This is a genomic window from Microbacterium sp. NPDC055599, assembly GCF_053618975.1.
Genome location: NZ_JBSHIM010000016.1, coordinates 1 through 21,903, shown reverse-complemented (window position 1 = coordinate 21,903; position 21,903 = coordinate 1). Strand labels below are relative to the sequence as shown.

The 21,903-nt window shown below is 71.1% G+C and carries 20 protein-coding genes; 9 read left to right on the top strand and 11 right to left on the bottom strand.

The genetic code is table 11. The features are described 5' to 3' along the window. Nucleotide 1: 1 nt before the first annotated feature. Nucleotides 2-766 carry a LamB/YcsF family protein gene (locus ACWGQ1_RS15090; protein ID WP_378803269.1) on the bottom strand — a complete coding sequence of 255 codons (765 nt, stop codon included), beginning with the start codon at nt 764-766 and terminating at the stop codon, nt 2-4. 4 nt (nt 767-770) lie between these two features. After that, nucleotides 771-2,048 (bottom strand): NRAMP family divalent metal transporter, encoded by a 1,278-nt coding sequence (locus ACWGQ1_RS15085; protein ID WP_136045684.1) that lies wholly within the window; start codon nt 2,046-2,048, stop codon nt 771-773. A gap of 172 nt (nt 2,049-2,220) precedes the next feature. Between ACWGQ1_RS15085 and ACWGQ1_RS15080 the strand changes: the two genes are divergently transcribed. Beyond that, a complete protein-coding gene (locus ACWGQ1_RS15080) occupies nt 2,221-2,877 on the top strand; it encodes a GntR family transcriptional regulator (protein ID WP_136032803.1) in 657 nt (218 codons plus the stop codon). Between the two features lie 17 nt (nt 2,878-2,894). On the opposite strand, the gene ACWGQ1_RS15075 is transcribed toward ACWGQ1_RS15080, so the two are convergent. From ACWGQ1_RS15075 to ACWGQ1_RS15050, 6 genes are all read right to left on the bottom strand, one after another. Beyond that, nucleotides 2,895-3,566: a TetR/AcrR family transcriptional regulator gene (locus ACWGQ1_RS15075; RefSeq protein ID WP_247982689.1), complete on the bottom strand. Its 672-nt coding sequence runs from the start codon at nt 3,564-3,566 to the stop codon at nt 2,895-2,897. Between the two features lie 158 nt (nt 3,567-3,724). After that, a complete protein-coding gene (locus tag ACWGQ1_RS15070; RefSeq protein WP_275090546.1) occupies nt 3,725-4,723 on the bottom strand; it encodes a LacI family DNA-binding transcriptional regulator in 999 nt (332 codons plus the stop codon). Between the two features lie 91 nt (nt 4,724-4,814). Then, nucleotides 4,815-6,281: a GH1 family beta-glucosidase gene (locus ACWGQ1_RS15065; RefSeq protein WP_452313231.1), complete on the bottom strand. Its 1,467-nt coding sequence runs from the start codon at nt 6,279-6,281 to the stop codon at nt 4,815-4,817. A gap of 5 nt (nt 6,282-6,286) precedes the next feature. Beyond that, entirely contained in the window at nt 6,287-7,177 is an 891-nt protein-coding gene (locus ACWGQ1_RS15060; RefSeq protein ID WP_136032796.1) for a carbohydrate ABC transporter permease, read from the bottom strand. After that, nucleotides 7,174-8,217, bottom strand: coding sequence for a carbohydrate ABC transporter permease (locus tag ACWGQ1_RS15055; RefSeq protein WP_136036124.1), 1,044 nt, complete (start codon nt 8,215-8,217; stop codon nt 7,174-7,176). The genes ACWGQ1_RS15060 and ACWGQ1_RS15055 overlap by 4 nt, the downstream gene beginning before the upstream one ends. 115 nt (nt 8,218-8,332) lie before the next feature. After that, nucleotides 8,333-9,643 (bottom strand): extracellular solute-binding protein, encoded by a 1,311-nt coding sequence (locus ACWGQ1_RS15050; protein WP_452313230.1) that lies wholly within the window; start codon nt 9,641-9,643, stop codon nt 8,333-8,335. Nucleotides 9,644-9,788: 145 nt separating this feature from the next. Here ACWGQ1_RS15050 and ACWGQ1_RS15045 point away from each other — a divergent pair, with 145 nt between their 5' ends. The 3 genes from ACWGQ1_RS15045 (at nt 9,789) to purQ (ending at nt 11,346) form a co-directional block, all read left to right on the top strand. Continuing rightward, nucleotides 9,789-10,322, top strand: a complete 534-nt coding sequence (locus ACWGQ1_RS15045; protein WP_452313229.1) for an adenine phosphoribosyltransferase — start codon at nt 9,789-9,791, stop codon at nt 10,320-10,322. A gap of 71 nt (nt 10,323-10,393) precedes the next feature. Next, nucleotides 10,394-10,642 (top strand): phosphoribosylformylglycinamidine synthase subunit PurS, encoded by a 249-nt coding sequence (purS, locus tag ACWGQ1_RS15040; protein ID WP_136045686.1) that lies wholly within the window; start codon nt 10,394-10,396, stop codon nt 10,640-10,642. Further along, nucleotides 10,639-11,346 carry a phosphoribosylformylglycinamidine synthase subunit PurQ gene (gene purQ, locus ACWGQ1_RS15035; protein ID WP_452313228.1) on the top strand — a complete coding sequence of 236 codons (708 nt, stop codon included), beginning with the start codon at nt 10,639-10,641 and terminating at the stop codon, nt 11,344-11,346. The genes purS and purQ overlap by 4 nt, the downstream gene beginning before the upstream one ends. A gap of 72 nt (nt 11,347-11,418) precedes the next feature. On the opposite strand, the gene ACWGQ1_RS15030 is transcribed toward purQ, so the two are convergent. Beyond that, nucleotides 11,419-12,705, bottom strand: coding sequence for a hypothetical protein (locus ACWGQ1_RS15030; RefSeq protein ID WP_452313227.1), 1,287 nt, complete (start codon nt 12,703-12,705; stop codon nt 11,419-11,421). Between the two features lie 230 nt (nt 12,706-12,935). Between ACWGQ1_RS15030 and ACWGQ1_RS15025 the strand changes: the two genes are divergently transcribed. From ACWGQ1_RS15025 to ACWGQ1_RS15010, 4 genes are all read left to right on the top strand, one after another. Continuing rightward, nucleotides 12,936-13,832: an SDR family oxidoreductase gene (locus ACWGQ1_RS15025; RefSeq protein ID WP_136032784.1), complete on the top strand. Its 897-nt coding sequence runs from the start codon at nt 12,936-12,938 to the stop codon at nt 13,830-13,832. 146 nt (nt 13,833-13,978) lie between these two features. Continuing rightward, entirely contained in the window at nt 13,979-15,643 is a 1,665-nt protein-coding gene (locus tag ACWGQ1_RS15020) for a glycoside hydrolase family 13 protein (protein WP_136036125.1), read from the top strand. 77 nt (nt 15,644-15,720) lie between these two features. Then, nucleotides 15,721-16,728, top strand: a complete 1,008-nt coding sequence (locus ACWGQ1_RS15015; RefSeq protein ID WP_247638226.1) for a LacI family DNA-binding transcriptional regulator — start codon at nt 15,721-15,723, stop codon at nt 16,726-16,728. Between the two features lie 125 nt (nt 16,729-16,853). Continuing rightward, complete coding sequence (locus ACWGQ1_RS15010; RefSeq protein WP_452313226.1) at nt 16,854-19,175, top strand: sulfatase-like hydrolase/transferase; 2,322 nt, start codon at nt 16,854-16,856, stop codon at nt 19,173-19,175. A gap of 20 nt (nt 19,176-19,195) precedes the next feature. Here the strand turns inward: ACWGQ1_RS15010 and ACWGQ1_RS15005 are convergent, their stop codons facing one another. Beyond that, complete coding sequence (locus tag ACWGQ1_RS15005) at nt 19,196-20,827, bottom strand: FAD-dependent oxidoreductase (protein WP_452313225.1); 1,632 nt, start codon at nt 20,825-20,827, stop codon at nt 19,196-19,198. Nucleotides 20,828-21,077: 250 nt separating this feature from the next. Between ACWGQ1_RS15005 and ACWGQ1_RS15000 the strand changes: the two genes are divergently transcribed. Then, nucleotides 21,078-21,344 carry a metal-sensitive transcriptional regulator gene (locus ACWGQ1_RS15000; protein ID WP_136036129.1) on the top strand — a complete coding sequence of 89 codons (267 nt, stop codon included), beginning with the start codon at nt 21,078-21,080 and terminating at the stop codon, nt 21,342-21,344. Between the two features lie 32 nt (nt 21,345-21,376). Here ACWGQ1_RS15000 and ACWGQ1_RS14995 read toward each other — a convergent pair whose 3' ends face one another. Continuing rightward, entirely contained in the window at nt 21,377-21,901 is a 525-nt protein-coding gene (locus tag ACWGQ1_RS14995; protein WP_452313224.1) for a flavin reductase, read from the bottom strand. Nucleotides 21,902-21,903 lie beyond the last annotated feature (2 nt).

Sequence of the window (21,903 nt, the reverse complement as noted above, 5' to 3'; positions counted from 1 at the left end):
GTCAGACTCCGGCGAACGGGGCGATCGTGATGCCCTCGGCCTGCAGCAGGCGCTTCGTCTCGGCGGCCATCGCGACCGAGCCGGGGCTGTCGCCGTGCACGCAGATGGACTGGGCGGACACCGCGACATCGGTGCCGTCGATCGCCCGGATCACGCCGTCGGCGGCGAGGCGCACCATGCGCTCGGCGACCGCGGTCGGGTCGTGCAGCACGGCGCCCTCCTCGGTGCGCGACACGAGCTGTCCGTCCGGCTGGTAGGCGCGGTCGGCGAAGGCCTCGGCGGCCACCGAGAGCCCCGCCCGCTGTGCGACGTCGAGCACCACGCCTCCCGCGAGCCCGAGCAGCACGAGCGAGGGGTCGACCGCACGGATCGCCGCCACCACGTCTTTCGACTGCCGCTCGTCGCGGGCGATCGTGTTGTAGAGCGCGCCGTGGGGTTTGACGTACGAGACCCGGCCGCCCACCGCGGCCGCGAGCCCCAGGAGTGCGCCGAGCTGGTACTCGACGTGGGCCTGGAGCGTCGCAGAGTCGATGTCGACCTTCGTGCGCCCGAAGTTCTCGTAGTCGCGGTAGCCGGGGTGCGCGCCGATCACGACGCCTCCGGCGACGGCCGCGGCGAGCGTCTCGCGGATGCCCTCGGGGCTGCCGGCGTGGAAACCGCACGACACGTTCGCACTCGTGACGATGCGCAGCATGCTGGCGTCGTCGCTGACGATCCGGTCGGGGACGTTCTCGCCGAGGTCCGAGTTCAGGTCGATGGTCGCCATGTCGTCACGCTCCGATTCCGAGGAAGGCGAAGATGGGGCCGATCGAGACGGCACCCATGTACCAGGTGAGGGCGGTCACGACGGTACCGGCGATCAGCAGCCACATCGGGTACTTCCGGTCGCCGAGCAGGTCGCGCCGGAACCAGCCGATGTACATGAACACCGTGAGGCCGATCGGCAGGATCAGGCCGTTGAAGCCGCCGACGAACACGAGGATCGCCGCGGGGGCCGTGCCGATCGCGAGGTAGACCCCGAGCGAGACGACGATGAAGGCGACGGTCGCGAGCTGCAGGGGCCAGCCGCCGTGCAGCTTCGCGGTGAACGTCGACAGGAACGTGGCCGAGGTGTAGGCGGCGCCGATCACGGAGCTGATCGCGGCGGCCCAGAAGATCGCGCCGAAGATGCGCAGACCCGCGTCGCCCAGCACGGCGCCGAACGCCTGCCCGGCCGGGTTCGCGGCCTGCGACGAGAGGTCGAGCGCCACGCCGGAGGCCACCACCCCGAGGATGGCGAGGAACAGCACGTACCGCATGATGCCGGTGACGAGGATGCCGTTGGCCGCGGCGCGCATGACGGGCTTCGCGTACTGCGGGCCGACGTGGCCGGAGTCGAGGTAGCGGTGCGCACCGGAGTAGGTGATGTAGCCGCCGACGGTGCCGCCGACGATGGTGGTGATGGTGGCGAAGTTGAGCTGGTCGGGCACGAACGTCTGCCGCAGCGCGTCGCCGATGGGCGGCTGGGCGATGAGGGCGACGACCACGGTCATCACGATCATGCCGATGCCGAGGACGATGAGGACGACGTCCATCACCCTGCCGGCCTTCTTCACCAGGAAGATGATGATCGCGAGCGCCGCGGTGAGCGCGCCGCCGATCTTCGCGTCGATGCCGAGCAGGGCGTTGAGCCCGAGGCCGCCCCCGGCGATGTTGCCGATGTTGAACGCGAGGCCGCCGATCACCACGAGCACGGCGATGACGTGGCCGGAGAACGGGATGGCGCTGTTGGCGAGTTCACCGGCGCGCTTGCCCGAGGAGGTGATCATGCGCCAGATGTTCAGCTGCACCGCGATGTCGACCAGGATCGACACCAGGATCGCGAACGCGAACGCGGCCCCCATCTGCGCCGTGAAGGTGGCGGTCTGCGTGATGAAGCCGGGCCCGATGGCGCTCGTGGCCATGAGGAAGATGGCGCCGATGACGGCACTGCGTCCCGCGCGCTTCTTCGCGTGGGCGGCGCGGGCCTCGTCCTCCGGGGAGAGGGCGGCGGTGGACTGCTCGGACATAGGGGGGTCCCATCGTCGTTGGTGGGTGTCGGATCGATACCCAGTGTAGAACGGACAGACACCGATTGTTCAACAATCATGTTTCCGTCGTGCTACAGCGCGGTTGCCGTCGTGTGATTCCCGCCGAGACCCGATCCCGGCCCGCCGCCCGCCCCGCACCTACGATGAAGGCATGAACCAGCAGGGCCCGCTCGCCGACGTGCTCCGTCAGCTCATCATCGACGGCGACGTCGCCCCCGGCTCCCGCCTGTCGGAGTCCGCCCTCGCCGAGCGCTTCGACGTGTCGCGCAACACGCTCCGCGAGGCGTTCCGGGTGCTCGCGGAGCAGGGCCTGGTCGAGCACGTCCCGCACCGTGGGGTCTCCGTGGCTTCCCCGTCGATCGCCGACGTGATCGACATCTATCGCGCCCGCCGCATCATCGAGTGCACGGCCCTGCGCCAGTCCGAGCCGGAGCACCCCGCCGTGCAGCGCATGAGGGAGGCGGTCGCGGCCGCCGAGGCCGCCGTGGCCGGCGTCTCCCGCGACGACGCCGCCGCGTGGCGCACGGTCGGCAGCGCGAACATGGCGTTCCACGTGGCGCTGGTCGACCTCGCCGACAGTCCGCGCCTGGCTCGCACGTACCGCAACGTCGCGGCCGAGCTGCGTCTGGCCTTCTTGAAGATCGACGACCCGCGGGCGCTGCACGAGCCGTTCGTGCGCAAGAACCGCGCCGTGCTCGACACCTTCCTCAGCAGGGGCGCCGAGGCGGGCGCCGCCGAGCTCGAGCGCTACCTGGTGCAGTCCGAACGGGTGGTGCTCGGCGCGTTCGCGCGCATGCACCTGGACTGACGCACCGGGCACCGAGGTCAGGCGTTCGGGTCGGGCCGGAGCGCCCAGGTGGCCCGGGGCCGGGGCTCGCCGGTCCGCGGCGGCACGTCGAGGGGCATCGGGGCCGCCGGTTCCGGCAGTCCGTAGCGCCGGTGCAGCCAGCGCCGCGCCTCCTCCAGCGGATACGTGTCTCCGAAGACGCAGTACTTCACGAACACGCCCTCGAGGGTGCTGCGGAGCATGACCTCCTCCAGCGCGGGGTCGTCGGCTCCGCGCGCGCGGAACACTTCGCGCACAGCGTCCTCCGCCGCGGTCGCCGCCTCGGCGTGACGCTGCTCCGATTCCGCGAAGAGCCGGTGCGTGGAGGGCTGCTGCTGCATCGCGAGCACGGCGCGCTGGAGCGGCATCGCGAAGGCCGTGGCCATGAGGGCGCCGTCGATGATCGCGGCCAGTATCTCGTCGGGGGTGCCGTCCACCCGCGCGAGCCCGAGCACGGTCTCGAACCAGCGGTCGATCACCGCGGCGACCAGCTGCTCCTTGCCGCCGAAGTGGTAGTTGACCAGACCCTGGGCGACGCCGGCTCGCGAGGTGATCTGGGCGATGCTGGCGCCGGCGACTCCGCGCTCGCTGAAGACCGCGATCGCCGCCTGCAGGATGTTCTCGCGGGCGCGCTCGCGCGCCTGGCGGTTCTGCTCGTCGGTTCGGGCCATGCGGCGACCACCTCCCGGGGTCACAAGAATATCGCCGCTCCGTGTAGCGTGTACGTTGAACGTCTGTTCAGTTCATGCGTTCGCGGGGTTCGCCCCCACCCGACGCACGGGTGCATCCCTGGCCATGAGGGGGCGTCAGGGCCGCACCCGTGCGCGCGTCAGGCCGAGCCGCGCACCACGAGCTCGGTGGGCAGGATCGTCGTCTGCGGCGGGTCCTCGCCTGCCAGCCGCGACAGCAGCACGCGGGCCATGGTCTCGCCCTGCGCATACATCGGCTGGCGCACCGTGGTGAGGGCCGGATCGGTGCTGACCGCCACCGAGGAGTCGTCGAAGCCGACCAGGGCGATGTCCTCCGGCACCCGCACCCCCGCCGCGCGCAGCGCCGTGAGCGCTCCGCGTGCCATCAGGTCGCTCGCCACGAAGATCGCGTCGGGACGACCGGACGCGAGCAGCCGACGAGCCGCCTCCGCACCACTCGCCTCGCTGTAGTCGCCCTCCTCCTCGGCGCACGGCGCGAGACCCGCATCCGCGAGCGCATCCCGGAAGCCCTGCACGCGGTCGGTCGAGGAGATCATCGACAGCGGACCGGAGATCGTGGCGATCCTGGAGCGCCCGATGTCGATGAGCCGCTGCGTGGCCACGCGCGCCCCGGCCACGTTGTCGACATCGACCACGTAGTCGCCTGCGCTGCGGCGCACCGGCCGCCCGCCGAACACGACCGGGACCGCATCGGCGATCCGGTCAACGAAGCCGTCGCTCGCATGGTGCGACACGATGAGGGCGCCGTCGACGCCGCCGTTGCGCACGAAGCTCGTCATCTTGTCGCCGGGGTCGTCGCTCGCGATCAACAGGTTCAGCAGGTAGTCGGAGCTGCCGAGCGCGCCGGTGATCCCGGCGACGATGGCCGCGAAGAACGGGTCGCCGAAGAACCGCGTCGTGTCTTCCGGCACGATCAGCGCGATCGCGTGCGTCTGCCGAGAGGCGAGAGAGCGGGCCGCCCGGTTGGGCACGTAGTTGAGGTCGTCGATCGCGGCGCGCACGGCCGCGAGGGCCTCGGGGCTCACCGCCGTCGAGCCGTTCACGACCCGCGACACGGTCGAGCGGGAGACACCCGCCGCGGCCGCGACCTCTTCGATGGTCGCCCTGGGCGACATCACCGCACGCTCTCTTCCATGGCCCTATTGTCGACCACGCGATGCCCCGCCGGAGACCACGGATCGCCGGGCGACGCCGCGCCGCCCGCCCCGGTCAGGCCCTGGCCGGCTCACCGGGGACGGGCGCCAGCTCCCTGGCCGCGATGATGCGACGGTACTCGTGGGCCGAGTCCTTCAGCGTGCGCTCCTGGGTGTCGTAGTCGACGCGCACGATGCCGAACCTCTTGTCGTATCCCCACGCCCACTCGAAGTTGTCGAACAGCGACCAGTAGAAGTAGCCGCGCACATCCACGCCCGCCTCGACCGCATCGAGCACCGCGTCCAGGTGCAGGCGCAGGAACTCGGTGCGGTCGGCATCGTGCACGCGCGTCTCACCGTCCTCCACCACGGGCTCGTCGTCGTAGGCGGCGCCGTTCTCCGTGACGTACAGCACGACCCCGGCGGGCTCGGCGTACTCGGCCCACACGCGCTGCAGCAGTCGCGTGAGCCCCTCCGGCTGCACCTCCCAGTGCTGCGCCGTGCGGGGCAGCCCGCGCTCGACCGCGTGGATGCCGCCGCTCGACGGGTACGGGCTGCGCGTGGGCCGGGAGGTCGCCGGGCCGCCCTCCTCGGCGGTCGCGGTCGTCGCGGGCGCCGTGCCGGAGACGAGGTCGCCGTGGTAGTAGTTCACGCCCTGCGTGTCGATGGGCTGGGCGATGGTCTCGAGGTCGCCGTCGCGCACCGCTGCCTCGAACCGCGCGACCGCCTCGGGGTCGACCGCGCGGATGTCCTCGACGACGTCCGCGGGGTAGGAGCCGCGGTAGATCGGGTCGAGGAACCAGCGGTTGAACTGCCCGTCCAGGCGCCGGGCGGCATCCACGTCGGCGGGGTTCTGCGGGTCGGCGGGGTCGGCGACGGTGTGGTTGAGCGTGATGCCGAGGTTGAGCGACGAGTCGCGCCCGCGCAGCTCCTTCACCGTGGCGCCGTGGGCGAGCAGCAGGTGGTGCGACGCGAGCAGCCCCTCCGCGATGCTGGTGTGCCCCGGCGCGTGCTCGCCGCCCGTATAGGAGAGGAACGACGAGCACCACGGCTCGTTCAGCGTCGTCCACACGTTCACGCGGTCGCCCAGCGCGTCGTGCACGGTGCCCGCGTACTCCAGGAAGCGGTCGACGACGTCGCGGTTCGTCCAGCCCCCGCCCTCCTGCAGCGCCTGCGGCAGGTCCCAGTGGTACAGCGTGAGCCAGGGCAGGATGTCGGCCGCGAGCAGCTCGTCGACCAGGCGGCTGTAGAAGTCGACGCCCGCCCGGTTCACGGCCCCGCCGTCGGGCCGCACGCGCGACCACGACGTGGAGAACCGGTACGTCTGCAACCCGAGGTCCTTCATGAGCGCGACGTCCTGCGGGTACCGGTGGTAGTGGTCGCACGCCACATCCCCGTTGTCGCCGCCGACCACCGCGCCGGGCTCGCGCGCGAACGCATCCCAGATGGAGGCGGTGCGTCCGTCCTCGAAGGCGGCGCCCTCGATCTGGTAGGCCGCCGTCGCCGCGCCGAAGAGGAAGTCCGAGGGGAAGGCACGCGTCATAGGGGTCATCCTTTCACCGCGCCCGCCATGATGCCACTGACCAGCTGCCGCCCCGCCGCCACGAAGAGCACGAGGAGCGGGAGGGTCGCGAGCACCGCACCGGCGAGCACGATCGAGTAGTCGATGTAGTAGCCCGACTGCAGCTGGCTGAGGGCCGTCTGCAGCGTGGGGTTCTGGGGGGAGAGCACGATCAGGGGCCACAGGTAGTCGGTCCACGCGGTCATGAACGTGAACAGGCCGAGGATCGCCATGGCCGGACGGGCGGCGGGCACCCCGACCGTCAGGAACGTGCGGAACTGTCCGGCGCCGTCCATGCGGGCCGCCTCGATGAGCTCGTCCGGGATCACGTCCACCAGGTACTGCCGCATGAAGAACACCCCGAACGCGGTCACCAATGTCGGCACGATCACCGCGCCGATGGATCCGGTCCACCCGAGCTCGCGCATCAGCATGAACAGGGGGATGATGCCGAGCTGCGTCGGGATCGCCATGGTCGCGATCACGAACACCATCAGCCCGTCGCGTCCCCGGAACCGCAGTTTCGCGAAGGCGTAGCCGGCGAGGGTGGAGAAGGTGACGACCGAGAGCGTGATGATCGAGGAGATCAGGACCGAGTTGCCCAGTGCGAGCCAGAACGGGATCGCGTCGAACACCTTGGCCGCGTTGGCGAGGAAGTTTCCGCCCGGGATCAGCGGCAGCGTCTCCCCCCTGGTCGCGTTGGTGCCGCTGGCGACCACGAATGACCACCACAGGGGGTAGGCGCTGCCGAGCACGAAGGCCGCGAGCAGCCCGTAGGTGAGGAATCCCGGGCGGCTGCCGATGCCGGCGGTGCCGGATGCGGCGCCCCGACGGCGTCGGATGCGCTCCGGGACGCTGAGGGCCTGCGTGGCGGTCATCGCGCCTCCTCCTTGCTGGTGCGGGCGCGACGGCGGGCCGCGCGGTTCTTCGGGGCGTCGCCGGTGGAGATGCGCCGCGAGACGAGGAAGTTGATCAGGCCGATGCCCACGATGAGCAGGAACAGCAGGATCGCGACCGCGGACGCCTCGCCGAGGTTTCGCCGGAAGAACGCCAGCTCCCACAGGAACAGCACCGTGGTCTGGAACTGCCTGTCGCTGCCGCCGATGCCGCCCGCGGTGGAGACGTCGAACAGCCGCGGCTCCGCGAAGATCTGCAGGCCCCCGATCGTGGCCGTGATGATCACGAAGATGAGGGTGGGGCGGATGGTCGGGATCGTGATGGAGAAGAAGCGCCGCGCGGAGCCGGCCCCGTCGAGCGCGGCCGATTCGTACAGGTCGCGCGGCACGGCCTGCATCGCGGCGAGGAGGATGAGGGCGTTGTAGCCGGTCCACCGGAAGTTCACCATCACCGCGATCGCGATGTGCGACAGGACCGTGTCGTGCTTCCACTGCTGATCCGCGATGCCGATCAGGTTCAGCAGGTTGTTGGCCAGGCCGTCCGCCTCATTGAAGATGCTCGAGAAGATGATGGCCACCGCGACCGGGGTCACCACGAACGGGATGAGCACGCTCATGCGCCAGAACGTCGGGGCGCGCAGACCGCGGTCCAGCAGGTAGGCGATCAGCAGGGCGACCGCGAGCTGCGGGATCGCGGAGAGCAGGAAGATGCTGAGCGTGTTGCGGATCGAGTTCCAGAACATGCCGTCGCCGAGGATCTCGACGAAGTTGCCGAGCCCGACGAAGTCGCCCTCGCCCTTCAGCAGGTCCCACTCGTGCACGGCCACCCACACCGTGTACAGCAGGGGGAAGAGGCCGACCAGTCCGAACAGCAGGAAGAACGGCGAGATGTAGAAGTACGGCGACGCGTTCTGGTCGAAGCGGGAGAGGCGGTGCCGCCAGGGCCGCTTCGCACCGGTGTCGGCGGGCGGACGCTGCGACGACGCGGGCACCGTGTCGGGGCGGTCGTGCGTGAGTGTCATGGGGTGTCCTCGTTCGGTGGGGGCGCCCTTCGTCTCGCTCGGCTCGCTCAGGAACCGGAGGCACCGGTTCCTGAGCGAGGAGCGCCGGCGACGGGACGAAGGACGCCCCGGGTGATCAGCCGACCAGCTCGTTCAGCAGGCCGATGGCCTGGTCCCACGCGCCCTGGGTGTCGGTCTCGCCGCGGTCGAGGCTGCTGAGCGCCGGACCGAACACGTTCTCCTGGATCACGGAGTCGTCGGCGCCCTTGAACTGCGCGACGACGCCCTTGGCACGCTCGGCGAGGATCGCCCCGGTTGGCGCGTCGTTGAAGAACGCGTTGGGGGTGGCGTCTGCGGCGAGGGTCTCCTGCGCCTTCACGGTCGAGGGGAAGTTGCCCGCGGCGGCGGACTGCTTCACCTGCTGCTCGGGCTGCGTGAGCCAGTCGGCGAGCTCGGCCGCCGCCTCCTTGTGCTGCGAGGTCTCCGGGATGGAGAGGAACGCACCACCCCAGTTGGCCGCGCCACCGGGGAACACGTCGGCGAAGTCCCAGCCGGTCGAGGCGTCGCCGCCGCCGGCCTCGATCTGCCCCTGCACCACGCCGAGCATCCAGCCCGGGCACACGAACGTCGCGAAGGTGCCGTCGACGAACGACTTGCCGCCGTTCCAATCCCACGCGGTCTGCGCGGCGGACTGGCCGCCCTCGGTCGCGGCGCCCAGCAGCTCGAAGCGCTTCTTCAGCTCGTCGTTGCCCTCCACGTTCAGCTCGCCGTCGGCGGTGTAGTAGCCCTCGTCGAGCTGGTTGACCATGGCGTTCCACACGAAGCCGGAGTGGTCGTACCAGGCCTTGCCGGTCTTGGCCGTGTAGTCGGCGCCCACCTGGAAGTAGTTGTCCCAGTCGCCGTTCAGCAGCTCGGCGACGGACTCGCGGTCGCTGGGCAGACCGGCGGCCTCGAACGCGGCACCGTTGTAGCAGATGCCGCTCGGGCCGATGTCGGTGCCGTAGCCGATCACGCGGCCCTCGGCGTCGGTCGCCTGGCCGTACTTCCAGTCCACCCAGTCGTCCTTGCGATCCTCGATGCCGTAGTCGCGCAGGTCGACGAACGTGTCTGACACGTCCATGATCGCGCCGAGCCAGCCCTCCTCGATCGCCACGATGTCGCTGAGGCCGGAGCCGGCGGCGATCTTGGTGAACGCATCGGTGCGGGCGTTGCCGCCGGTGTCGATGTTGGTGGCCTCGATCTTCACGTTCGGGTGCGCCTTCTCGTACTCGTCGTAGAGGTCGTCGTAGCCGAAGGTGCCGAACGTGGTGACGGTCAGTGTGACCTGGTCGTCGGCGCTGCCGCCGTCGCCGCCGCCGCTGTTGCCTGAGCAGCCGGCGAGGGCGAGGGCGGCGACGGATGCCAGGGCGACGGGCGCCAGGATCCGGGTACGGGCACGTGTGTTCACAGTTCACTCCTTTGTGGGTGGTCGTGCGGTGTGGTGCGTCGGGATGGCGTGGGAGCGCTCCCACGGCCATGGTCTGAAACCATATGGGAGCGCTCCCACGGTGTCAAGCGCGGAAGCAGTCGGGAACGCGGCGTACCCTTGACCGGTGCCCGAAGCCACGCTCTCCCCTGCCCTCATCCGCGCCGAGTCGCTCATCCGCAGCATCCCCGACTACCCCGAGCCCGGGATCGTGTTCCGCGACATCACCCCGCTCCTGGCCGACGCCGAGGCGCTGCGGGTCACGACCGAGGCGATCATCGCGCCCTTCGCCGGGCAGTTCGACGTGGTCGCGGGCATCGAGGCGCGCGGCTTCATCCTCGCCGGCGCCGCCGCCATCGCCGCCGGGGTCGGCCTCATCCCCATCCGCAAGGCCGGCAAGCTCCCCCGTCCCGCCGCCTCCGTGGACTACGCCCTGGAGTACGGCACCGCCACGATCGAGATGCACGACGACCTCCCGGCGGGCTCCCGCGTGCTGCTCATCGACGACGTGCTCGCCACCGGAGGCACCCTCGCCGCGGGCCGACAGCTCGTCGAGCGTCTGGGCAGCCACGTCGCGGGGATCTCCGTGCTGTTCGAGATCGACGGCCTCGGCGGCCGCGACGCGATCGGCGACCTGCACACCGTCTTCCACTCCGCCTGACCCCGCGGGGAGCGCCGGTGCGAGGGCAGTAGACTGGGGGCGCCCGTCCACCCGCGACTCCTGGAGCCGTCATGCCCACCATCGTCGTCGACGTCATGCCCAAGCCCGAACTGCTCGACCCCCAGGGGAAGGCCGTCTCCGGCGCTTTCGCCCGCCTGGGCGTGGACGGCTTCACCGACGTGCGCATCGGCAAGCGCTTCGAGCTCACGGTCGATGGCGAGGTCACCGAGGAGGTGCTCGCCGAGGCGAAGCGCCTCGCCGACGAGGTGCTCTCCAACGCCGTGATCGAAGACGTCGTCGGCATCGAGGTGGCCGAGTGACCACGCGCATCGGGGTCGTCACCTTCCCCGGCTCGCTCGACGACGTCGACGCACAGCGCGCCGTCCGCCTCGCTGGCGCCGAACCCGTCGCCCTGTGGCACGGCGCGCACGACCTCGAGGGCGTCGACGCCCTCGTGCTGCCGGGCGGCTTCAGCTACGGCGACTACCTGCGCGCCGGAGCCATCGCCGCCCTCTCCCCGATCATGACCGAGGTCAAGGAGGCCGCCGCGAAGGGCCTGCCCGTGCTCGGCATCTGCAACGGCTTCCAGATGCTGGTCGAGGCGCACCTGCTGCCCGGCGGACTGATCCGCAACAACCACCAGCACTTCGTGCGCCGCGACCAGCGCCTCACGGTCGATAACGCCGACACCGCGTGGACGAACGCCTTCCGCACCGGCCAGGAGATCGTCATCCCGCTGAAGAACGCCGACGGCGGCTACATCGCCGACGAACAGACGCTCGACCGCATCGAGGGCGAGGGCCTGGTGGCGTTCCGCTATGCAGGCGTGAACCCGAACGGCTCGCTGCGCGACATCGCCGGGCTCACCAACGAGGCGGGCAACGTCGTGGGGCTCATGCCGCACCCCGAGCACGCCACCGAGCCGGGCTTCGGCCCCGACACGACCGCCGCCATGCGCAGCGGCGTCGACGGGCTGGGCTTCTTCGCGAGCGCGATCGCCGCGGTCGCCCGCGTCGCCGCCTGACGCACGGGCGCACGCCGAAGCCTCAGCCGCGCGACCTCTGACGCACGGACGCCCAGCAGGTCCGCAGCGGCGTCACTCGCCCGCGGACGCGGCGGCCGCGGGAAGCGCGAACGGGTTGTCGGCGGCTGCCGCCAGCAGGTACCACGCGGTCGTGCCCGTGTGCAGGCTCGCGTAGTAGAGGTCGCCGAAGCCGGAGTCGAGTCCGTCGGTCGAGGTCGCCACGATGCCCTTGCCGTCGCCGTTCACCGCGTCGCGCTGCGCCAGGCGGATGTCCGCGAGCAGCTCGTCGGCCTGGGCGGCGTCGCCCGCGGCATCGCGCAGCCGGAGCGCCAGTGCCAGGTGCCCGCTGCCCTCGAACCACGCCTTGGACACGTCCACATCGCTGATCGACGGGCCGCGGTACGGGCCGTCCGTGGCCATCAGGTGCCCGAGCGTCCAGTCCAGAGCGGCACCATAGCGGGCGTCCCCCGTGCCGAGCGCGCTCCAGGTCTGCGCATCGAGCGGGACGGGACGGGTGTTGACCGTGCTGCCGTCGAGCAGGGTGCCGGTGTCGACGTGGCCGTCCGCGCTCTGCATCGCGGCGACGAATCCGGCGGCGACGGCCGAGCGCTGCGCCCACACGGCGTCGCCCGTGAGCTGGGCGAGCTGGGCGAAGAACCCGGCGACGTCGGTGTTGTGCTCCGTCGACTTCCACTCCAGGGAGGCCCCGGTGTCGGTCTGGCCTCCCGTGTAGCCGTACGGCGCCCTGGTCATGTCAGCGGTGTTGTCCTGGATCCAGTTCGCGGTGCGCAGCGCGCCGTCGAGGTACCGCTGCTCGCCCGTCGCGTGGAAGAGGCGCGCGAGGGCCATGCCCACCCAGGCCTGGTTGCCGGTGAAGCTGCCGGGCCCAGTGATCTCGACGCGCCCCTGACGGATGCCGTGGGGCTCGTAGGAGGCGCGCGTGCGCCCGTCGCCGATCGGGTCCTCCTCCTGCACGAACAGCAGGGTGTCGCCGATCGCGCGGGCGCGGCGCAGGTCGTCCGGCAGGCCGCGGGCCGTGTAGGCGATCACGACCAGCGCGTCGTCGTACACGAAGGAGGGGGTGAAGTCCCACGTCGGGGTGGTGAAGAAGCCGCCCTGATAGCTGCGCGGGAGGCAGTGGCCCGCGCCGTCGCAGAACTCGTCCACCCGGGCGTCGAGGAACTCGTAGGCGAGTGCGACGGATGCCGCGGGGTCGGCCGTCACGTCGGTTCCGGTCTCGGCGCGCGGGGCCCGACTGTCCGACATCGCGGGTGCGGCGCCGAGCAGGACCACGGCGGCGACGAGCGCGGCGACGGCGCTGATCGGGGCGGAGCGGCGCACGGCGACCAGGGGCGACACGACACGAGCGGTGCCCGGTCGGCGCGGGGGACGGGACGGAGCGGGGGGCACGGTACCGAATGTGCCAGATCGCGACACGCCGCTGAAGAGCCTTTCGTCCACATCTCCCGTGCGATATGGCGAGGGCCCGCGCGTGTAGCAAAGCCGACCCGGGGGTGCAAGGCGTTTGCGGCCTCTCGGCAACGATCCGACGATGGGAGCCAGTCCACGATCCCCCGGAAAGGACGACCATGTCCCGCGACCAGTACACCTTCACGAACCCCGCCGAGCTCTACGCCGACATCCAGCCGCAGAAGCAGCACATGCCGGAGCCGGGCCTCGACGCCGACCTGACCCCGAAGGCCGACCTCGGCGAGGACACCTACCGCGGCACGGGGCGTCTCACCGGACGCAAGGCCCTGATCACCGGGGGCGACTCCGGCATCGGCGCCGCCACCGCGATCGCGTTCGCCAGGGAGGGCGCCGACGTGGCGATCTCCTACCTGCCCGAAGAGGAGGCGGACGCGAGCCGCATCGCCGGGCTCCTCCGCGACGCCGGAGCGACGGTCGCCACGATCCCCGGCGACCTGCGCGACCCGGAGTACTGCCGCACGCTCGTGGCGGAGGCCGTGGCCGCCCTGGGCGGGCTCGACATCCTCGTCAACAACGGCGGCAAGCAGGTGTACCGCGAGTCGCTGACCGACCTGACCGACGAGCAGTTCGACGACACGTTCAAGACCAACGTGTACGCCATGTTCTGGATCACGAAGGCCGCGCTCCCGCACCTGCCCGCCGGGTCGACCATCATCAACACCACGTCCATCCAGGCGTACTCGCCGTCGGACATCCTGGTCGACTACGCCTCCACGAAGTCCACGATCAACGCGTTCACGAAGGGTCTCGCCCAGCAGCTCGCGCCGAAGGGCATCCGCGTGAACGCGGTGGCGCCGGGCCCGATCTGGACGCCGCTGCAGCCCAGCGACGGACAGCCCCAGGAGAAGATCGAGAAGTTCGGCGAGGACACGCCCCTCGGCCGCATGGGGCAGCCGGCCGAGCTCGCGCCGGCATATGTGTTCCTCGCGTCGCCGGAGTCGAGCTACGTGATCGGCGAGACGCTGAACGTGAACGGCGGCATGCCCACGCCGTGACCGTGCCCCCATCGCCCGGCCGCTGTCGGCGACGGGAGCCGCCGGTCGATGGAAACAGCACGCCACCGACCGGGTACGCGGACTGCTCCGAACCGATTCGATCCGCGTGGTGGTGAGAGTGTAAGCGTTTGCAGTAGCCTGTTCGCATGGCACAGCTCGAACAGTTCGCAGCCCCCGGTACCGAGTGGTGGCGCAGCGCCGTCATCTACCAGATCTACCCCCGCTCCTTCGCGGACGCGTCGGGCGACGGCATCGGCGACCTGCCGGGGATCACGCGCCGGCTCGACTCCCTGCAGGAGCTCGGCGTCGATGCGATCTGGCTCAGCCCGTTCATGACGAGCCCGCAGCGCGACGCCGGCTACGACGTGGCCGACTACCGCGACGTCGACCCGCTGTTCGGCACCCTCTCCGACTTCGACGACATGCTCGCCGCCGCACACGACCGCGGCATCCGCGTGATCGTCGACCTGGTGCCCAACCACTCGTCCGACCAGCACCCGTGGTTCCAGGCGGCCCTCGCCGCGGGACCGGGCAGCCCGGAGCGCGCGCGCTACATCTTCCGCGACGGCAGGGGCGAGAACGGCGAGCTGCCGCCCAACAACTGGGAGTCGGTGTTCGGCGGCGGCATGTGGCAGCGCGTGACCGAGGCCGACGGCACGCCCGGCCAGTGGTACCTGCACATCTTCGACGCCACGCAGCCCGACTTCGACTGGAACAACGAGGAGGTGCAGGAGGAGTTCCGCTCCATCCTGCGCTTCTGGCTCGACCGTGGGGTCGACGGCTTCCGGGTCGACGTGGCCCACGGCATGATCAAGACCGAGGGGCTGCCCGACTACACGCCCCCCACCGACGCCGACTCCATGGGCGGCGGCGAGTCGAACGTGCCCTACTGGGGCCAGGACGGCGTGCACGAGATCTACCGCGACTGGCATCGCGTGCTGGCCGAGTACGACGGCGACCGCGCGCTGTGCGGCGAGGCCTGGATGCCGACGCTCAAGGAGACCGCGCTGTGGGTGCGGCCCGACGAGATGCACCAGACCTTCAACTTCCCGTACCTCATGACCGAGTGGGACGCGAAGGCCCTGGGCGATGTGATCCGCGAGTCGCTCGACGAGTTCGGCGCGGTCGGCGCGCCCAGCACCTGGGTGCTGTCGAACCACGACGTCGTGCGCCACGCCTCGCGCCTGGCCCTCACGTCCGAGAACCCGCAGGGCGAGGGCATCGGGCCGAACACGCCCGACAAGCCCGACACCGCGATCGGCCTGGCGCGCGCCCGCGCCGCCACGACCCTGATGCTGGCCCTCCCCGGCTCGGCGTACCTGTACCAGGGCGAGGAGCTCGGGCTGCCCGAGGCCATGGAGATCCCGGACGAGTTCCGGCAGGATCCCACGTGGTTCCGCACCAACGGCGAGCGCTACGGCCGCGACGGCTGCCGCGTGCCGCTGCCCTGGGAGGCCGAGGCCCCCGCGTTCGGCTTCAACGACACCGGGCTGTCGTGGCTCCCGCAGCCCGCGGACTGGGCGGCCCATGCGCGCGACGTGGAGGAGGTCGACCCCGCGTCGACCCTCGCCCTGTACAAGCGCCTGCTCGCCGGGCGCCGCGAACACGGCTTCGGCACCGGCTCCCTCGTGTGGGAGGACGCGGGGCCCGACGCGGTCGCGTTCCGCCGCGGCGAGGTGCACGTGCTCGCCAACCTCGGCACCGCCGCGCTCCCCCTGCCGGACGGCGCCCTGATCGTGCTGCGCAGCCAGCCCTTCGACGGCCCCGACCTGCCGGTCGACACCGCCGTCTGGTACACCACCGCGGCCTGACCCGCCCGTTCCCGTCGCGGTCGCAGACGCTGCCCGCAGCGCGCGACCGCGACGGAACAGGAACCCCAGGAGGACCCATGGCGAGCATCGACGAGGTCGCCCGGCTCGCCGGCGTCTCCACCGCCACCGTCTCCCGCGCGCTGAGCGGACGAGGGCAGGTCTCGGAGTCGGCGCGCGAGCGCGTACGCGCGGCCGCGCAGTCGCTCGGCTACGTGGTGTCGTCGCGGGCCTCGAGCCTCGCCTCCGGCCGCACCCGCAACATCGGCGTGGTGGTGCCGTTCCTCGACCGGTGGTTCTTCAGCACGGTGCTGTCGGGGGTGTCCGCCGCACTGATGCGCGCCGGCTACGACATCACGCTCTACAACATCACCGCCGACGAGGACGTGCGCCGTGACGTGTTCGGCACATTCCTGCGACGGCAGCGCGTGGACGCGGTGATCGCCGTGTCGATCGAGCTCGACGAGGACGAGACGCAGCAGCTGCTCGACCTCGGGCTGCCCGTGATCGCGATCGGCGGCCCGAACCCGAAGCTCGACACGCTCACGGTCGACGACGTCGCGGTCGCACAGCTCGCCACGGAGCACCTCATCGGACTCGGCCACACCCAGATCGCGCACATCGGCGCGAACCCCGAGTTCGACCTCGACTTCCACATCCCCACCAACCGCCGACTCGGGTTCGAGCGGGCCCTCGCGACGGCCGGGATCCCGCTGCAGCCGGCGTTCCTGGAGCCCGCCGACTTCACGGTCGAGGGCGGCTACCGGGCCGCGAAGCAGCTGCTGGGCCGCCCCGGCCCGCGCCCGACCGCGGTGTTCGCCGCCTCGGACGAGATGGCGATCGGGGCGCTCCTCGCCGCCCGCGACCTCGGGTTCCGCGTGCCGGAGGACCTGTCGATCGTGGGCATCGACGGCCACGAGCTCGGCGAGTTCTTCCGCCTCACCACGGTCGACCAGTTCCCCCTCGGGCAGGGCGAGCGCGCGGCGGACGCCGTCCTGGCGAAGCTCGCCGATCCCGAGGCCGTACGGCCTCCGGCCGCGCTGCCGTACGAGCTCAACGTGCGCGGTACGACCGCCCGCCTGGTCTGACCCGCCGCGGCCGAGACGGCCCCCGCGGGAATCACCCTGGTGATCCTGCGAGAGCCACCTGTCCCCCCCTTTGCGCCCTCGATACCGTGCCGAGCAGACACGTGTTTCGACCGGAGGGAGACATCATGGCTCGGGAGTTCCAGGGGAAGATCGAACTCGACATCCGCGACTCGACGCCTGACTGGGGGGCGTACGAGCTCACCAAGGCGCCGGAGGGTGCGCCGAACGTGCTGGTGATCCTGTTCGACGACACGGGTCTCGCGGCGTGGGAGCCGTACGGCGGGCGCATCCACATGCCCACGCTCCAGCGCCTCGCCGACAACGGCCTCACCTATTCGCAGTGGCACACGACCGCCCTGTGCTCGCCCACCCGGTCGACGTTCCTCACCGGACGCACGCACCACCAGAACGGCTACGCCACGATCTCCGAGACCTCAACGGGGTTCCCTGGCTACAACGGGCACATCCCGAAGTCGAACGCGCCGCTCGCGCGCATCCTCCGCGACAACGGCTGGTCCACGTACTGGGTCGGCAAGAACCACAACGTGCCGATCAACGCGATCTCCAGCGGCTCGGACCGCAGCGAATGGCCGCTCGGGCACGGCTTCGACCGGTTCTACGGCTTCATCGGCGGCGAGACCAACCAGTGGTACCCCGATCTGGCCGTCGACAACCACTACATCGACCAGCCCTCCCAGCCCGAGGACGGGTATCACCTGTCCAAGGACCTCGCGGATCAGGCGATCCGGATGCTGCGCGACACGAAGCAGTCGAACCCGGACAAGCCGTGGTACCTGTGGTTCTGCCCCGGCGCGAACCACGCCCCGCACCACGCCCCGCAGGAGTACATCGACAAGTACAGGGGCATGTTCGACGACGGCTACGAGGCGTACCGCGAGTGGGTGCTGCCGCGCATGATCGAGCGCGGCATCCTGCCGGAGGGCACGCAGCTGACCGACATGAACCCGATGACGCCCGGCACGTTCGCCGAGGTCGACAGCGTGCGTCCGTGGGCGGAGCTGACCGACGAGGAGAAGGCGCTGTTCTCGCGGACCGCGGAGGTGTACGCGGGGTTCAGCGAATACACCGATGCGCAGGTCGGCCGCATCATCGAGCACCTGGAGAAGTCGGGACAGCTCGACAACACGCTCATCATCTACGCGGCAGACAACGGCGCCTCCGGCGAGGGCAGCCCGAACGGCTCGATCAACGAGAACCTGTTCTTCAACGGCTACCCCGAAGACGTCGCGCGCAACCTGACGATGATCGACAAGCTCGGCGGGCCCGACGCCTACAACCACTACCCGACGGGCTGGGCGATGGCGTTCTCCACGCCGTTCCGCATGTTCAAGCGCTACTCCTACGCGGGCGGCTCGGCCGACCCGCTGATCATCCACTGGCCCGCGGGGATCACGGCGCGCGGCGAGGTGCGCAGCCAGTACCACCACTGCACCGACATCGTGCCGACGATCCTGGAGGCGTGCGGCGTCGAGGCGCCGACCGTCGTGGACGGCGTGGAGCAGACGCCGATGCCCGGGGTGCCGATGAACTACTCCTTCGACGCCGCGGACGCCCCCACCACCAAGCAGACGCAGTACTACGAGATGCTCGGCACGCGCGGTATCTGGAGCAAGGGGTGGAAGGCCGTCGCCGAGCACGGCCCCGTCCCGATCGGCCTGGGGCACTTCGACGAGGACCGCTGGCAGCTGTTCCACGTCGACGAGGACAGGGCGGAGGCCGTGGACCTCGCCGAGCAGTACCCCGAGAAGTTGGAGGAGCTCACGGCGCTCTGGCTCGAAGAGGCCAAGAAGTACGACGTGCTGCCCCTGAACGACCTGGGCGTCGCCGACTTCATCAAGTACGAGTACCACCTGCCGGTGCCCGCCGACGGCCGCTTCACGTACTACCCGGAGACCACCGAGGTGCAGGAGCAGCTCGCCGCACGCACGCAGCAGGTGTCGTTCAAGATCCTCGCCGACGTGGACTTCACCGCGGCGACCGAGGGCGTGATCGTCGCCCAGGGCTCGCGCTTCGGCGGCTACAGCCTGTACGTGCAGGACGGCACGCTGTCGTTCGTGTACAACTTCCTCGGCATCCCGCCCGAGCAGCGGGTCAGCACCCCCGCGCCGACCGAGGGCCGCCACATCGTCGGCGTCGGCTTCGAGAAGGAGGGCAGCGGCGACCACGGCGAAGCGCTCGGCACGCTCACGCTCTACGTCGACGACGAGGCCGTCGAGTCGATCCCGATCCGCACCCAGCTCGGCCGCTACGCCCTCACGGGCGAGGGACTGAGCGTCGGCTACGACTCGGGCGACACCGTGACCACCGCCTACCCCAACCGCTTCGCCTTCACGGGCGGTGAGATCCACCAGGTGGTCTACGACGTGGCCGACGACCACTACGTCGACGTGGAACGGGAGTTCGCCGCGAAGCTCGCCAGCGACTGAGGCCCCGCGACTCCGGCGCGCTACCGCACCGTGCCGTCACGCCAGGTGCGGTAGCCGCCGTCGAGGTTGCGCACGTCGCGTCCGTGCTGCCGCAGCAGCCGCGTCGCGATGTGACCGCGGAGCCCCACCTGGCAGTGGACGACCAGCGGCCCCGCCGGCAGCTCGTCGAGGCGGTCGCGCAACTCGTCCAGCGGGACGTTGAGCGCGCCGGGGATCGCGCCGGCCGCGTGCTCCGCGGGGGAGCGCACATCGATGAGCACGGCCCCCGCGCGCACGGCGTCGTCGAGCCCGTGCCACTGCACGGTGGGGGTGGTGCCGGTGCGCGTGTTCTCGGCCACGTAGCCGAGCATGTTGACCGGGTCCTTCGCCGAGCCGAACTGCGGCGCATAGGCGAGCTCGAGCCGAGCGAGCCCCGCGGCCGTGACGCCCGCCTGCATCGCGGTGGCGATCACGTCGATGCGCTTGTCGACCCCGTCGCGACCCACCACCTGCGCGCCGAGGATGCGGTCGCTCGCCGGGTCGGCCAGGAGCTTCATCGACAGCGTCTCCGCACCGGGGTAGTAGCCCGCGTGCGAGCCCGGGTGCACGTGCACGACGTAGAACTCACGACCGGCGGCGCGGAGCTGCCGTTCGCTCCAGCCGGTCTTGGCGAGCGCGAGCCCGAACACGCCCACGATGCCGGTGCCGACGGCCGGTGACGCAGCCTCGACCCGGCCCGCGATGAGGTCGGCCACCATCCGGCCGTGCCGATTCGCGAGTCCCGCCATCGTGATGAGTGCGGGGCCGCCGCCCACCAGGTCGCTCTTCTCGACACCGTCGCCCACCGCGAACACGTCGGGGGCGCTGGTGCGGCAGGCGTCGTCCACCGCGATCCCGCCCGTCTCGCCGATCCGGATGCCCGCGTCCCGCGCGAGCCCGACCTCGGGCACCACTCCCGACGCGTCCACCACGAACTCGGCGGCCACGACGGTCCCGTCGCTCAGGGTCACGGCACCCGGCGCGGACGCGGTGATCTCGACGCCGAGCCGTACGTCCACCCCGCGCACCCGCAGCTCCTCGGCGAGCGGTGCGACCATCTCGGGGTCGAGCGGGGAGAGCAGCTGGGGCCCGCGCTGCACGAGCGTGACCGCGGCGCCACGGGCGACGAGGTTCTCGACGGCCTCCAGCCCCGTGTAACCGCCGCCGACCACGACCACGGGCAGCCCGGGTCGTGCCGCGGCGTGGATCGCGTCGGCATCGTCGACCGTGCGCAGGCTGCGCACGGGCGGTCCCGCGTCGGGCTCGTCGCGGCGCGGGCGGGCTCCGGTGGCGAGCACGAGGCGATCGTACGGCTGGCGCATCCGCTGCCCGTCGGGCCCTTCGACCTCGACGACGCGTCGGTCGGTGTCGATGTGCACGACCTCGTGGCGCACGCGCACGTCGAGCCGGAAGCGGCGGTGCAGCGACTCGGGGGTCTGCAGCAGCAGCGCCTCGCGGTCCTGGATCACCCCGCCCACGTAGTACGGGAGGCCGCAGTTGGCGTATGACACCTCCGGCCCGCGCTCGAAGACGACGATGTGCGCGGACTCGTCCAGTCGGCGCAGTCGGGTGGCGGCGGACATCCCGCCAGCGACCCCGCCGACGATCACGACCGTGAGGGGCGCGGCGCTCATCGGCCGAACAACCGCGACAGGAAGCCGCCGGTGGGCTGCTCGTCGGCGTGTCCGCCGCACCAGTCCGACCTCGGTACGGTCTGGCGGACGGCGTCGACGTGCTGACCACATCCCGCCCAGGTGGTCTTTCCGCAGGTTCGGCAACGGACGGCTCGGCACATGGGTGACTCCTCTCGATACCCCGGTGGGTATCCATCACTATACCCCCGGGGGTATGATGGAGTTCTCAGCCGACGATCAGGGAGCCGCCATGTCCACCACCGATGCCGAGACGCAACGCAAGATCGCCAACCGCCTCAAGCGCGCACAGGGTCAGCTCGGCGCCGTGATCGCGGCCGTCGAGGCCGGCAGCGACTGCCGAGCGGTCGTCACGCAGCTCTCCGCCGTCACCTCCGCGCTCGACAAGGCGGGCTTCCAGATCATCGCCACCGCGATGAGGGACTGCCTCGACGGCCCGGAAGAGGAGGACGGCGTCTCCCTGCCCGAGCTCGAGAAGCTGTTCCTCTCGCTCGCCTGACGGCAGGCCGGACCGCCGCCGGGCGGTCGGGGTCAGACGGCGGGGACGTGCGGCAGGGCGTGGAACCGGCGGTCCACGTACACCAGCGGGCGGGCGGGTCGCCCCGGCAGCACCTCCAGGACCTCCGCGATCACGACCGTCGAGGAGCCGACGGGCACGGTGTGCAGCGGGCGGCAGCGCAGCGCGACCCTCGCCTCCGGGAGGTGCGGCTCGCCGGTCGGCAGCGTCGTCCAGCCCTGCTGCGACGTGAACCGCTCGGCACCGCTCACGGCGAAGCTCTGCGCGAGGTCGGAGTGCTCGTCGTCGATCAGGTGCACCACGAAGCTCGGCGCGGACAGGATCGCCCCGGCGCTCCCGGTCGCCCGCGTGACGGAGAACATGATCGCGGCGGGATCGACCGCCACGGACGACACGCTGGAGGCGGTGAGGCCCACCGGTCCGTCGGGGCCCTGAGCCGTGATGATCGCGACACCGGCGGGGTGCGCGCGGAACGCGGCCTTGAGTCCCTCGCCGACGGCGGACGGGACGGGGGCGGCGGGGTGGGGGCGGGGGTCGATGG

What these genes read in the sequence shown, in the direction of transcription:
- ACWGQ1_RS15090 (WP_378803269.1), bottom strand. Translation starts at nt 766, where the DNA reads ATGGCGACCATCGACCTGAACTCGGACCTCGGCGAGAACGTCCCCGAC.
- ACWGQ1_RS15085 (WP_136045684.1), bottom strand. Translation starts at nt 2,048, where the DNA reads ATGTCCGAGCAGTCCACCGCCGCCCTCTCCCCGGAGGACGAGGCCCGC.
- ACWGQ1_RS15080 (WP_136032803.1), top strand. Translation starts at nt 2,221, where the DNA reads ATGAACCAGCAGGGCCCGCTCGCCGACGTGCTCCGTCAGCTCATCATC.
- ACWGQ1_RS15075 (WP_247982689.1), bottom strand. Translation starts at nt 3,566, where the DNA reads ATGGCCCGAACCGACGAGCAGAACCGCCAGGCGCGCGAGCGCGCCCGC.
- ACWGQ1_RS15065 (WP_452313231.1), bottom strand. Translation starts at nt 6,281, where the DNA reads ATGACGCGTGCCTTCCCCTCGGACTTCCTCTTCGGCGCGGCGACGGCG.
- ACWGQ1_RS15060 (WP_136032796.1), bottom strand. Translation starts at nt 7,177, where the DNA reads ATGACCGCCACGCAGGCCCTCAGCGTCCCGGAGCGCATCCGACGCCGT.
- ACWGQ1_RS15055 (WP_136036124.1), bottom strand. Translation starts at nt 8,217, where the DNA reads ATGACACTCACGCACGACCGCCCCGACACGGTGCCCGCGTCGTCGCAG.
- purS (WP_136045686.1), top strand. Translation starts at nt 10,394, where the DNA reads ATGCCCACCATCGTCGTCGACGTCATGCCCAAGCCCGAACTGCTCGAC.
- ACWGQ1_RS15025 (WP_136032784.1), top strand. Translation starts at nt 12,936, where the DNA reads ATGTCCCGCGACCAGTACACCTTCACGAACCCCGCCGAGCTCTACGCC.
- ACWGQ1_RS15020 (WP_136036125.1), top strand. Translation starts at nt 13,979, where the DNA reads ATGGCACAGCTCGAACAGTTCGCAGCCCCCGGTACCGAGTGGTGGCGC.
- ACWGQ1_RS15015 (WP_247638226.1), top strand. Translation starts at nt 15,721, where the DNA reads ATGGCGAGCATCGACGAGGTCGCCCGGCTCGCCGGCGTCTCCACCGCC.
- ACWGQ1_RS15010 (WP_452313226.1), top strand. Translation starts at nt 16,854, where the DNA reads ATGGCTCGGGAGTTCCAGGGGAAGATCGAACTCGACATCCGCGACTCG.
- ACWGQ1_RS15005 (WP_452313225.1), bottom strand. Translation starts at nt 20,827, where the DNA reads ATGAGCGCCGCGCCCCTCACGGTCGTGATCGTCGGCGGGGTCGCTGGC.
- ACWGQ1_RS15000 (WP_136036129.1), top strand. Translation starts at nt 21,078, where the DNA reads ATGTCCACCACCGATGCCGAGACGCAACGCAAGATCGCCAACCGCCTC.